Origin of the sequence: Streptomyces nitrosporeus (genome assembly GCF_008704555.1) — a bacterium.
GTDB lineage: Bacteria > Actinomycetota > Actinomycetes > Streptomycetales > Streptomycetaceae > Streptomyces > Streptomyces nitrosporeus.
The window spans coordinates 7275777-7287586 of record NZ_CP023702.1 but is presented as its reverse complement, the minus strand read 5'-3'; the positions used below and the strand labels follow the sequence as shown (position 1 = coordinate 7287586).

The following is an 11810-nucleotide window of genomic DNA, read 5'->3' as shown; positions in this document are numbered from 1 at the left end:
TCTCCTCGGAGGTCCGGCCGGGAAAGGGGGATTCGGACCTCTAGGGGCCGTACCAGACGGTGGTGGTGTTGCAGAACTCGCGGATGCCGTGGTCCGCCAGTTCGCGCCCGTAGCCGGAGCGCTTCACACCGCCGAACGGCAGGGCGGGGTGGGACGCGGTCATGCCGTTGAAGAAGACCCCGCCCGCCTCCAGGTCGCGTACGCAGCGGTCCATCTCCTCCTCGTCGCGGGTCCAGACGTTGGAACTGAGGCCGAAGGAGGTGTCGTTGGCGAGCTCCACCGCCTCGTCCAGGCCGGTGACGCGGTAGAGCGTCGCGACCGGTCCGAACGTCTCCTCGCGGTGGATGCGCATGGCGGGGGTGATGCCGGTGAGGACGGTCGGCGTGTAGAACCAGCCGCGTTCGAGTCCCCCGTCCAGGTGCTCGGGGCGGCCGCCCCCGCAGAGCACCGTGGCGCCCCGGCGGACGGCGTCGTCGACCAGTTCCTCCAGGTCGGCGCGGCCTCGTTCGCTGGAGAGCGGGCCCACCTCGGTGGAGTCCTCCATCGGGTCGCCGACGGTCAGCGCGCGCATGCCGGCGGTGAACCGTTCGGCGAACTCGTCGTACACGTCGGTGTGGACGATGAACCGTTTGGCCGCGATGCAGGACTGTCCGTTGTTCTGCGTGCGCGCGGTCACGGCGGTCCTGGCCGCCCCGGCGACGTCGGCGGACGGCAGGACGAGGAAGGGGTCGCTGCCGCCGAGTTCGAGGACGGTCTTCTTGATCTCGTCACCGGCGACGGAGGCGACCGAGCGGCCGGCGGGCTCGCTGCCGGTGAGGGTCGCCGCGACGACCCTGGGGTCCCGCAGCACCGCCTCGACCGCTCCCGATCCGATCAGCAGCGTCTGGAAGCATCCCTCGGGGTAGCCGGCCCTGCTGAACAGGTCCTCCAGGTACAGGGCGGTCTGCGGGACGTTCGAGGCGTGTTTGAGCAGGCCGGTGTTGCCGGCCATGAGCGCGGGGGCGGCGAACCGCATCACCTGCCAGAGCGGGAAGTTCCACGGCATCACGGCCAGGACGGGGCCCAGCGGGCGGTAGCGCACACAGGCCCGGGCCGCCCCGGAGTCCTTCACGTCCGCCTCGTCGGGGTACTCGTCGGCGAGCAGGTGCTCCGCGTGGGCCGCGTACCAGCGCATCGCCTTGGCGCACTTGGCGGCCTCCGCGCGGGCGGCCCCGAGGGGCTTGCCCATCTCCAGGGTCATGGTGCGGGCGATGTCCTCGCGGTCCTCGTCGAGGAGGTCGGCGGCCCGGTTCAGCAGACGGGCCCGTTCGGCGAAGCCGGTGGTGCGGTGGACGCGGAACGCCCGGTGCGCCGCGGAGATCCTCCGGTCGATCTCCTGTTCGTCCAGCGCGTCGAACGTCCTGAGCGTTTCCCCGTTCGCGGGGTTGACCGTCGCGATGGGCATGGCGCCTCTCCTTCGTGTCGGTTCCTCGGCCGTGCCGCGCCACCCGGTGCCCTGCGACGCGGCCCGTGCCGCACATGTACCCGGCCGGTGCGGATCATGCGTGCCGTGGCACGCCGTCCGCGTCGGCCGGGCGGGGGTCACACGAGTTCTGCGAGGGGCCGGCTCCGGGCCGTCAGGCCGCCGGGGAGCGGCGTACGCGGCAGGAGGCCGGTGGTGCGCGGAGCCTCGGCGTAGCGCGTGAACCACACGACCTTGCCGTCGGGGGTACGGCAGGTGCCCCAGCTGTCGCTCAGGGCCATGACGCGGCTGAGGCCGCCGCCACCGCCGTCGAGCAGCCGGGGCATGCGGGCGTCGTCGTCGGCCACGGACACCGTCAGGTGGCGGCCGGTCCAGCGGAGTTCGACGACACACCGGCTGGTCTCGCCGACGTGCCGCCGGACGTTCGTCAGGAGTTCCTCCGCGGCCCGGCACACCGGCCGGACGTGCGGTTCGAGACTCCAGTGGCGCAGATGCGCGGCGACGATGCGCCGCAGCTGCGGAACACGCTCCGCCGACACCTGCAGTTCGACCTGGTAACGCCGGTCGAGTGGATCGGTCATCGTCGAGGCTCCTCACCGCGAGGGCCCACTCTTCACCTCGTTGAACCAACGACCCCCGAACACGAAGTGTGAGCAATGATCACTTCTGGGTCACTCATCAGGGTGACCCGAGGGGGCCGGTTGCGCAACCGCTGGGCGCCGGGCCGCCGGTCACGGCAGATAGGGCAGCAGGGTGTCCGGGGTGATCGGCAGAGAGCGCAGCCGGGCGCCGGTGGCGTGCCGGACGGCGTTGCCGACGGCCGCCGCGGAGCCGACGATGCCGATCTCTCCGATGCCCTTGCTGCCCATGGGGTTGAGGTGGGGGTCGTCCTCCTCGATCCAGTGCGCCTCCAGGTCCGTCACGTCGGCGCAGGTCGGGATGTGGTAGGAGGCGAGGTCCCGCTCGGCGAAGTCGCCGAATCCGGGGTCCATGGTGCTGCCTTCGGTGAGGGCCATGCCGAGCCCCATGACCATGCCCCCGATGAACTGGGAGCGCGCGGTCCGGGCGTTGAGGATGCGCCCGGCGGCGAACACCCCGAGCATCCGGCGCACCCGTACCTCGCCGGTGAGGGAGTCGACCGCCACCTCCGCGAAGTGGGCGCCGAAGGCGTGCTGGGCGTACGGCTGCTCCCGGCCCGCCTCCTCCTCGGTGCCGGCGGTGGCGGTGATGCCTCCGGGCGGTACGGTGCCGCCGTGTTCCGCCAGTCGCCGCACCAGGGCGGTGGCCGCCTTGTGCACGGCCGTCCCCCAGGAGGCCGTACCGGAGGAGCCGCCGGCGACGGAGCCCGCGGGCAGGTCGCTGCTGCCGATCTCGACCGTCACCTTCTCCTGGTCCGTCTCCAGCGCCGCGGCCGCGATCTGGGCGAGCACGGTCCGGGCGCCGGTACCGATGTCGGTGGCGTTCACCCGGACGGTGTACGAACCGTCGGGCGCGGCGTGCACGGAGGCGGTGGAGGGCGACAGGAGCACCGGGTAGGTGGCCGAGGCGACGCCGGTGCCGATCAGCTGCCCGCCCTCCTGGCGGACGGCGGGGCGCGGGTCCCTGTCGTACCAGCCGAAGCGCCGGGCGCCCTCGGTGAGGCAGGCGGCCAGGCCCCGGCTGCTGAAGGGGCGTCCGCTGTCGGGTTCGGCCACCGGTTCGTTGCGCAGCCGCAGTTCGACGGGGTCCGTCCCCAGGGCGCAGGCCAGTTCGTCCATGGCCGATTCCAGGGCGTACATCCCGGGGCATTCGCCCGGGGCGCGCATCCAGGAGGGGCTGGGGACGTCGAGCGGGGCCACCCGGTGGACGGTGCGGCTGTGGGGCGAGGCGTACATGACGCGGGCCGGGACGGCGGCCTGTTCGACGAACTCCTTGATCCGCGAGGTGTGGGTGGCGATCTCGTGGGAGACGGCGCGGAGCACTCCGTCGCGGTCGGCTCCGAGGCGGACGCGCTGCACGGTCGGCGCGCGGTGTCCGACCAGTGCCGCCATGTGCCGCCGGGGTACGGAGACCTGGACGGGCCGGCCGGTGTGGCGGGCCGCCATGACGGCGAGGACCACCTGCGGGCGGGGGGTGCCCTTGGAGCCGAACCCGCCGCCGACGTGTTCGGAGACCACGGTGACGTGGTCCTCCCCGAGCCCGAATGCCTGGCAGAGGCTGTCGCGGACCGTGGTGGAACCCTGGCTGGAGTCGTGGACCGTCAGGTGCCCGTCGTCCCACCGGGCGGTCGAGGCGTGCGGTTCCATCGGGTGGTTGTGCAGGGCGCCGAGTGTGTACGTGGCGTCGATGCCGACGGGCGCGGCGGCGAGGGCCGCCTCCGCGTCACCGCGCGTCCGGACCGCCGGGTAGCCGCCGTTGGCCTTCTCGGGTGTGTACAGGCCCGGGTGGTCTCCGGTGAGCACGACGTCGTGCGGGGAGGTCCCGTAGGTGACGTGGACGGCGTCGGCCCCGGCCCTGGCCGCTTCCAGGGTCCCGGCGACGACCAGGGCGACGGGCCAGCCCCGGTGCGGGACCCGGGCGTCCTGGAGGACGCGGAGCACCGGGTCGTCGGCCTGTCCGAGCCGTGGCGCGTTCTCGTGGGTGAGCACGGTGTGCACGCCGGGCAGGGCGAGGGCGCGGGAGGTGCGGATGGCGGTGACGCGGCCGCTCGGGACGGTCGCGGGGACGATCCAGCCGTACAGGAGGCCGGGCGGGTGGTGCTCCGCGGCGTAACGGGCGGTGCCGGTGACCTTCTCCCGGCCCTCCCGGCGGACGAGGGGGGCGCCCAGCGGCTGGGGGGTGTGGCTCATGGCGGTGGTCCTCGGTTCGTGGGGGCGGGCCGCGCTCAGGGGGCGGACGCCGCCCGTGCGGTGAGCTCGGCCAGGGCCCCGGCCGTCAGGTTGCGGGCGAGGGTGACCTTGAAGCCGTTGTCGCGCAGGGGTTCGGCGGCGGCGAGCCCGGCGTCCGCCGCCCGTGCGAAGGTGTCCTCGGTCGCGGGTGCGCCGCGCAGTACGTCCTCCGCGGCGTGTGCCCGCCACGGCCGGTGGGCGAGCCCTCCGTAGGCGAGGGACGCGTGGCCGATCCGGCCGTCGCGGACGGTGAGGACGGCGGCGACGGACGCCAGGGCGAAGGCGTACGAGGCGCGGTCGCGGGCCTTGCGGTACAGCGAGAGGGCTCCGTCGGGGGGCGGCGGCAGCTCGACGCCGGTGATCAGTTCGCCGGGTTCCAGGACGGTGTCCCGTTCGGGGCTGTCGCCGGGCAGCCGGTGGAGGCCGGTGACCGGTACGGTGCGTTCGCCCTCCGGGCCGTGCACCCGCACGGTGGCGTCGAGGGCGGCCAGCGCGACGGCCATGTCGGAGGGGTGGGTCGCCACGCACGCGGGCGAGTGGCCGAGTACGGCGAGGTCGCGGTGGACGCCCTCGCGGGCCGGGCAGCCCGAGCCCGGGAGCCGTTTGTTGCAGGGTTTGGAGGTGTCCTGGAAGTACGTGCAGCGGGTGCGCTGGAGCAGGTTCCCGCCGGTGGTGGCGCTGTTGCGCAGTTGTCCGGAGGCGCCGGCCAGCAGGGCCTGCGAGAGCACCGGGTAGCCGCCGCGCACGGCGGGGTGGGCGGCCAGATCGCTGTTGCGTACGGTCGCGCCGATCAGGAGGCCGCCCTGCGGTGTGGGGGTCACCCGGTCCAGTGGGAGCCTGCTGACGTCGATGAGGAGGCCGGGGGTCTCCACGCCGAGCTTCATCAGGTCGACGAGGTTGGTGCCGCCGCCCAGGAACCGCGCCCCGGGGTGGTCGGTGCTCGCCCGGACGGCGTCCGCGACGGAGCCGGGCCTGAGGTAGGCGAAGGGTTTCACAGGGCCACGTCCAGGATCGCTTCGACGATGCGGGGATAGGCGCCGCAACGGCAGAGGTTGCCGCTCATGCGTTCGCGGACCTCGTCCGCGTCGAGGGCGGCGGGCGCGCCCTCCGCGGGGGCGCCGGGCGGGGTGACGTGGGAGGGGAAGCCGTCGGCGGCCTCGGTGATCATTCCGGCCGCCGAGCAGATCTGCCCCGGGGTGCAGTAGCCGCACTGCAGGGCGTCCCGTTCGAGGAACGCCTCCTGCAAGGGGTGCGGCCGGCCGCCGTCGGCGAGTCCTTCAGCCGTGGTGACGCGGGCGCCGTCCTGGGCCACGGCGAGGAGCAGGCAGCTGTTGGCGCGGCGGCCGTCGACGAGCACGGTGCAGGAGCCGCACTGGCCGTGGTCGCAGCCCTTCTTGGCGCCGGTGAGCCCGAGGTGCTCCCGCAGGGTGTCCAGCAGGGTGGTGCGGTGGTCGAGGGTCAGGGTCCGCTCGGTGCCGTTGACGTACAGGGTGAGGGTGGAGTGTTCGTCGGAGGCCGGCTGTCCGGCGTCCGGTCCGCCCTTCGTGCGGGGGGTTTCCATCGGTGCGTGCCTTCCGGGGGTCGGTTCGTACGGGGGCGTGTCAGTCGCCGAGGTTCTCCAGCCGCAGCCGGACCTCCTGCTCCTGGTCCCCGGACGCGGTGCCCACGACCTTGACCGCGAAGGACTCCGCGAGGCCCAGACGGAGCCGGTCCACGGCCCGGTAGCCGCCCTGGACCTCGGCGGTGACGGGTCCGGAGAGCCGCCCGGGCTCCCCTCCGGGGCCGGTCCGGGACACGTCGACGGTGACCGTCCATACGGTCGGCCGGGTCGTGGAGGCGTCCTCGGGGACGTCGTCCGCGGGCCGGTCGGAGGCGAAGGAGCGGCACAGCGCGTCGAACACGGTCCGCGCGTCCTCCTTCGGACAGCCGGTCACCTCCACCACGACCTCGTTGCTCTCCTGGTGTTCCTGTGCGTGTGTGTCGGGGTTGTTCACACCGGTTTCCTTTCACTGGGAGTGCGCCGTGCGGCGCCGCAGGGCCTCGCGCTGCGGGCCGACGGTGTGGGCGGGGTCCTGCGCGGAGGCGATTCCGGCGTGGAAGACCCCGAAGCGGGTGCAGGCGGAACCCGCGAGCAGGGCGAGTCCGGCACCGGCGGCGGCGGTGCGGCTGCGGTGGCCGAGCAGGACGGCCCCTGCGGCGCCGGCCGCGGTGAGGGCACGGGCCGCTCGCATCAGCTTCCCGGCCCGCCCGTCGCGGTAGGTGACCGCCACGGAACCCAGCCGGCGCTCGGCGGCCCGGACGGCGGTGTCGTCCGCGACGGCCGCGAGCACGGCCGCGTACCGGGCCGGGGCGTTCTCGCCGAGGGGCCCGGTCACTAGCGCCATGCCGGAGGCCGCGGCGGTCGCCGACGCCGCGAAGAGATAGGGCAGTTCGCGGTGGGCGCCGTGCCAGGCAGGTACGGCCGTGTCGGCGGCGAGGACGGCTGTGTAGGTGGCGAGGGCGGGGCCGAGCAGTGCGGCCGCCGCGGTGGCCGCCGCCCCCGTCCTCGGCAGCCGTCCGGTGACGGCCGCGGCGGCGGCGGCCCCGGCGGCGGGGCCGTAGGCGGCCAGCAGCCAGGACCCCATGCTCATCGGGGAGGTCGGTTTGAAGACGCGCAGCATGTGCGGGAAGCGCGAGGGCCTGCCGAGGTCGTGGACGAGGGCGGCGGCGGACAGGCCGACGGCCGCCAGTGAGGAGATCTTCATCGCGTGGGCGGTCGTGGTGCGGCCGGTCAGCTGGGCACCCGCGGCCAGGACGGACCCGGCTCCCGCCAGTCCGCCGAGGAAGAAGTACCCGGCGATGTCCCGGGGGGCCCAGGACGGTGCCTTGACGACCGGGCGGCCGTAGTAGGAGTCGGTGCGGGGGTCGCACGGGCCGGGACTCATCGTCGTCCTTTCGTCCGGAGGAGAGCGGGAACGGCGAAGGACACGGCCGCCCCCGCGGCGAGCGACAGCGCGGCCGTGCCCGCGTGGCGCCACATGGCGCCCAGGTCGCGGGTGGTGACGACGGGGTCCGGGGGCAGCCCGTAGACCTCGGGTTCGTCCAGGAGGAGGAAGAAGGCCCCGTCCCCGCCCACCCCGTCGTCCGGTTCGTGTCCGTAGAGCCGGGCCTCGGTGATCCCGGCTCCGTGCAGCTGCTCCACCCGCAGGGCCGCGCGTTCGCGCAGTTCGTCGAGCGGCCCGAACTGGATGGACTCGGTGGGGCATGCCTTGGCGCAGGCGGGTTCCTGCCCGGCGCCCAGCCGGTCGTAGCAGAGCGTGCACTTGAAGGCCCGGCCGTCCCCGGGGCGTTGTTCGATCACCCCGTAGGGGCAGGCGGGTACACAGACCCCGCAGCCGTTGCAGATGTCCTCCTGCACGACGACGGTGCCGAACTCCGTGCGGAAGAGCGATCCGGTGGGGCAGACGTCCAGGCAGGCGGCGTGCGTGCAGTGCTTGCACACGTCGGAGGACATCAGCCACCGCACGTCGGACCCGCCGGGCGCGCCGTCCGGTTCCCCGCCCGGCGCGCCGTCCGGTCCGAGGAGCGGCAGCCGGGTGCGTCCCTCCGGTACGGGCTGTTCGACGAAGGCGACGTGCCGCCAGGTGGAGGCGCCGAGTCCGCCGGTGTTGTCGTACGACATCCCGGTCAGGGTCATCCCGTCCTCGGGGACGGCGTTCCACTCCTTGCAGGCGACCTCGCACGCCTTGCAGCCGATGCAGACCGAGGTGTCGGTGAAGAAGCCGACGCGCGGCGGGGCGTCCTGGTGGCCGGCGTCCCGTGCCGGGTCGGGTTCGGGCCCGGTGAACAGGTCGTCCCTCACGGTGCCTCCTGTGTTCCGGTCGTCTCCGTGACGCCCGCCCGCCTGCGGTACTCCGCGACGAGTGCGGGGAGCGCGGGGCCCCGGGGCCTGCGGCCGGGGCGGATGTCGGCGGTGAGCGCCTTGTCCTCCTGGATCAGGCCGTTGGGGTCGAGTGCGATGGCGACCAGTTCGTTGGCGGCGTCGCCGGTGGAGACCCCGTTGGGCCCCCAGTGGAAGGGCAGCCCGATCTGGTGCACGGTCCGGCCGTGGACGGTGAGCGGGGTGATGCGGCGCGTCACCGCCACCCGGGCCTCGACGGCGTTGCGCGCGGTGACGATCGTGGCCCAGCCGCCGTGCTCCAGGCCGCGTTCGGCGGCGAGCTGGGGCGACACCTCGCAGAAGAACTCCGGCTGGAGTTCGGAGAGGTAGGGCGACCAGCGGCTCATCCCGCCCGCGGTGAAGTGCTCGGTCAGCCGGTGGGTGGTGACGATGTACGGGTAGACGCCGGCCCCCGGTTCGTCCCCGCTCGGGTGGTAGCGGTTGCCCTCGCGCGGGTGCAGCTGCCGTACCGGCGAACGGGAGCGGGACGGGTACAGGGCGTTGCCGAACGGCGAGTCCTGCGGCTCGTAGTGGGTGGGCAGCGGGCCGTCCTCCAGGCCCGCGGGGGCGTACAGCCAGCCCTTGCCATCGGCCTGCATGATGAACGGGTCGTCCCCGCGCAGCGCGTCGGGCCCGGCGGCGCCGGGCGGGGGCACATGGCCGGGGGGCCGGTCGGGGACGAAGTCCGGTACGTCGTGGCCGGTCCACCGCTTCCCGGTGTCGTCCCACCAGATGTACGCCTTGCGCTCGCTCCACGGTTTCCCGTCGGGGGCGGCCGAAGCGCGGTTGTAGAGGATGCGCCGGTTGGCGGGCCAGGCCCACCCCCATTCCGCCGCGACCCAGTCCTGTTCGGTGTGGGGCTTGCGGCGGGCGGCCTGGTTGACGCCGTCCGCGTACACCCCGCAGTAGATCCAGCACCCGCACCGGGTGGACCCGTCGTCCTTGAGTTCGGTGTACGCCGAGAGGGGCGCCCCGTCCGGGCCGTGGCCGTTGATCTCGGCCAGGACGGACGCCGCGACGGGTTCCCGCAGCGGGCCTTCGAGGGGGTAGTCCCAGGTGAGGTCCTGCACGGCCCGGTCCATCGGGTCGGTGGACGCCGCGAGCCGTTCCTTGACGCGGCGGCCCAGGTGGTAGGTGAACCAGAGGTCGCTGCGCGCGTCGCCCTCCGGTTCGACCGCCGCGTGGTGCCACTGCAGCCAGCGGTTGGTGTTGGTGAAGGAGCCGGACTTCTCGGTGTGGGAGGCCGCGGGGAAGAAGAAGACCTCGGTCCCGATGTCCTCGGTCCTCATCTCACCGGTCCCGGTCTCCGGGCCGTCCTTCCACCAGGTGGCCGATTCGATGAGCGAGAAGTCGCGGACCACCAGCCATTCGAGCTGGGCCATGCCCATGCGCTGGAGCCGCGCGTTGGCGGATCCCACGGCGGGGTTCTCGCCCATCAGGAAGTAGCCCTTGCACTCCCCGTCGAGCTGGGCCATGACTGTCTCGTAGGTGCCGTGGGAGCCCGTCAGCCGGGGCAGGTGGTCGAAGCAGAAGTCGTTGCCGGCCGTCGCGGCGTCCCCGTAGTAGGCCTTCAGCAGGCTGATGAAGTAGGCCCGCATGTTGCCCCAGAAGCCCTTGCCCGTGCGGCTGGCCCGGATGAAGGCGTCCAGGTTCTCGTGGGCGTGGGCGTGGGGCATGGGGAGGTAGCCGGGCAGCAGGTTGAACAGGGTGGGGATGTCGCTGGACCCCTGGATCGAGGCGTGGCCGCGCAGTGCCTGGATGCCGCCGCCGGGCCGGCCGATGTTGCCCAGGAGCAGCTGGAGGATGCTCGCGGCGCGGATGCACTGGGAGCCGGTGGAGTGCTGGGTCCAGCCCACCGCGTAGGCGAAGGCGCTGGTGCGGTCGGGGCCGGAGTTCGAGGTCAGCGCGTCGCAGACCTCCAGGAACGTCTCGCGTCCGATGCCGCAGATCCGCTCGACCATCTCGGGCGTGTAGCGGGCGTAGTGGCGTTTGAGGATCTGGTAGACGCACCGGGGGTCCTGCAGCGTCTCGTCGCGCGGCGGCCATGCGGCGGCCTTCGGGCCTCCGGAGCCGTGGGTCTCGGACTCGGCGGCGGACCGGATGCTGTCCTGCTCGTCCGCGTCCTCGGTGCGGCGGTCGTACAGCTCGTCGACGTCCCCGGCCGGCGCCTGGACCTCGGAGTCCCGGTACTGCCAGGTCTCGGGGTCGTAGTGGCGGCGTTCCTCGTCCAGTCCGGAGAAGACGCCGTCGAGGTCCTCGGTGTCCTGGAAGTCGTCCGTGACCAGGTTGGCGGCGTTGGTGTAGTGGAGTACGTACGAGCGGAAGTCCTTCTCCTCGGTGAGGACGTGGTTGATGATGCCGCCGAGGAAGGCGATGTCGCTGCCGGCCCGGATGGGTACGAAGAGGTCGGACACCGCACTCGTACGGGTGAAGCGCGGGTCCACATGGATGACGCGGGCGCCCCGCGCCTTCGCCTCCATGACCCATTGGAAGCCGACCGGGTGGGCCTCGGCGAAGTTCGATCCCTGGATGACGATGCAGTCCGCGTGCTGCAGGTCCTGCATGAAGGTGGTCGCGCCGCCCCGTCCGAACGAGGTGCCCAGGCCCGCCACGGTGGAGCTGTGGCAGACCCGTGCCTGGTTCTCCACCTGCACGACGCCGAGCCCGGTGAAGAGCTTCTTGATCAGGTAGTTCTCCTCGTTGTCGAGGGTGGCTCCGCCGAGGGAGGCGATGCCCATGGTGCGCGCCGTGCGCACCCCCTCGTGCTCCCACTGCCAGGTCCTCCGCCGGGTCTCGACGACCCGGTCGGCCACCATGTCCATGGCCGTCTCCAGGTCGAGCGGCTCCCAGTCGGTGCCGTACGGGCGCCGGTAGAGCACCTGGTGGCGGCGGGCGGATCCGGTGGTCAGCTGCAGGGTCGCCGACCCCTTGGGGCAGAGGCGGCCCCGGCTGACGGGTGAGTCGGGGTCGCCCTCGATCTGGACGACGCGGTCGTCCTTGACGTACACCTGCTGGCCGCAGCCGACCGCGCAGTACGGGCAGACCGACTTGACGACGCGGTCCGCGGTCGCGGTGCGCGGGCGCAGTTCCCGGGTGGCCGGTGACATGGCCGCGTGGCCTCTGCCCAGGGGATCTGCGCCGGTCAGCTGGCGGTAGGCGGGCCAGCGGCCGAGCGGATTGTGCGGTCCCATCGGGGTTCCTCCTCCAGCGGTCCGGGGATCCACTCCAGGCTCGCCCGGTGGCCGCGTGACGGCGACACGAGAACGGGTGCCGTGTTGGACGGACGTCCCGGCGGGCCGTCTACCCGGGTGACGCCGATGGAATCCGGGGTACGGGCGGTGCCGGGACGGCGTCCTCGGGCGGAGGCGATGGGGGGCCGCCCGGGAAGCGGGACCGGGCTCCTTCGCGGCGGCCGGTCCGTGACGGACGCGGGGAGCGCCTTCCGGTCGTCCTCGTGTAGCCGCTCCGAACCATATGAAACTTTTCTTCGGTTACATCGCCATAAAACATGAATTCATGTCAATAGCTGTCTGTGGCTGGATTCCCGGGGTATGCGCCAAGC

9 protein-coding genes are annotated in these 11810 nt (G+C 73.0%); all 9 read right to left on the bottom strand.

Going from position 1 to position 11810, the window contains the following annotated elements:
- Positions 1–40: 40 nt before the first annotated feature.
- The 9 genes from CP967_RS32465 to fdh all read right to left on the bottom strand — a co-directional run bounded on the left by CP967_RS32465 (position 41) and on the right by fdh (position 11439).
- Positions 41–1444, bottom strand: coding sequence for an NADP-dependent succinic semialdehyde dehydrogenase (locus CP967_RS32465; protein WP_150491391.1), 1404 nt, complete (start codon positions 1442–1444; stop codon positions 41–43).
- 137 nt (positions 1445–1581) lie between these two features.
- Positions 1582–2043: an ATP-binding protein gene (locus CP967_RS32460; protein ID WP_150491390.1), complete on the bottom strand. Its 462-nt coding sequence runs from the start codon at positions 2041–2043 to the stop codon at positions 1582–1584.
- Between the two features lie 150 nt (positions 2044–2193).
- Entirely contained in the window at positions 2194–4290 is a 2097-nt protein-coding gene (locus CP967_RS32455) for a xanthine dehydrogenase family protein molybdopterin-binding subunit (RefSeq protein ID WP_150491389.1), read from the bottom strand.
- Between the two features lie 35 nt (positions 4291–4325).
- Complete coding sequence (locus CP967_RS32450) at positions 4326–5324, bottom strand: FAD binding domain-containing protein (RefSeq protein ID WP_150491388.1); 999 nt, start codon at positions 5322–5324, stop codon at positions 4326–4328.
- A complete protein-coding gene (locus CP967_RS32445; RefSeq protein ID WP_150491387.1) occupies positions 5321–5890 on the bottom strand; it encodes a (2Fe-2S)-binding protein in 570 nt (189 codons plus the stop codon). Before CP967_RS32445 ends, CP967_RS32450 begins: the two co-directional genes overlap by 4 nt.
- A gap of 40 nt (positions 5891–5930) precedes the next feature.
- Positions 5931–6323, bottom strand: a complete 393-nt coding sequence (locus CP967_RS32440; RefSeq protein WP_150491386.1) for a hypothetical protein — start codon at positions 6321–6323, stop codon at positions 5931–5933.
- A gap of 12 nt (positions 6324–6335) precedes the next feature.
- Positions 6336–7253 carry an NrfD/PsrC family molybdoenzyme membrane anchor subunit gene (nrfD, locus tag CP967_RS32435; RefSeq protein ID WP_150491385.1) on the bottom strand — a complete coding sequence of 306 codons (918 nt, stop codon included), beginning with the start codon at positions 7251–7253 and terminating at the stop codon, positions 6336–6338.
- Positions 7250–8170, bottom strand: a complete 921-nt coding sequence (locus tag CP967_RS32430; RefSeq protein ID WP_150491384.1) for a 4Fe-4S dicluster domain-containing protein — start codon at positions 8168–8170, stop codon at positions 7250–7252. Before CP967_RS32430 ends, nrfD begins: the two co-directional genes overlap by 4 nt.
- A complete protein-coding gene (fdh, locus tag CP967_RS32425; RefSeq protein WP_150491383.1) occupies positions 8167–11439 on the bottom strand; it encodes a formate dehydrogenase in 3273 nt (1090 codons plus the stop codon). Before fdh ends, CP967_RS32430 begins: the two co-directional genes overlap by 4 nt.
- Positions 11440–11810 lie beyond the last annotated feature (371 nt).

Excerpts from the sequence above, each read along its gene's own strand:
- CP967_RS32465 (WP_150491391.1), bottom strand. The coding sequence starts at position 1,444 with ATGCCCATCGCGACGGTCAACCCCGCGAACGGGGAAACGCTCAGGACG.
- CP967_RS32460 (WP_150491390.1), bottom strand. The coding sequence starts at position 2,043 with ATGACCGATCCACTCGACCGGCGTTACCAGGTCGAACTGCAGGTGTCG.
- CP967_RS32455 (WP_150491389.1), bottom strand. The coding sequence starts at position 4,290 with ATGAGCCACACCCCCCAGCCGCTGGGCGCCCCCCTCGTCCGCCGGGAG.
- CP967_RS32445 (WP_150491387.1), bottom strand. The coding sequence starts at position 5,890 with ATGGAAACCCCCCGCACGAAGGGCGGACCGGACGCCGGACAGCCGGCC.
- nrfD (WP_150491385.1), bottom strand. The coding sequence starts at position 7,253 with ATGAGTCCCGGCCCGTGCGACCCCCGCACCGACTCCTACTACGGCCGC.
- fdh (WP_150491383.1), bottom strand. The coding sequence starts at position 11,439 with ATGGGACCGCACAATCCGCTCGGCCGCTGGCCCGCCTACCGCCAGCTG.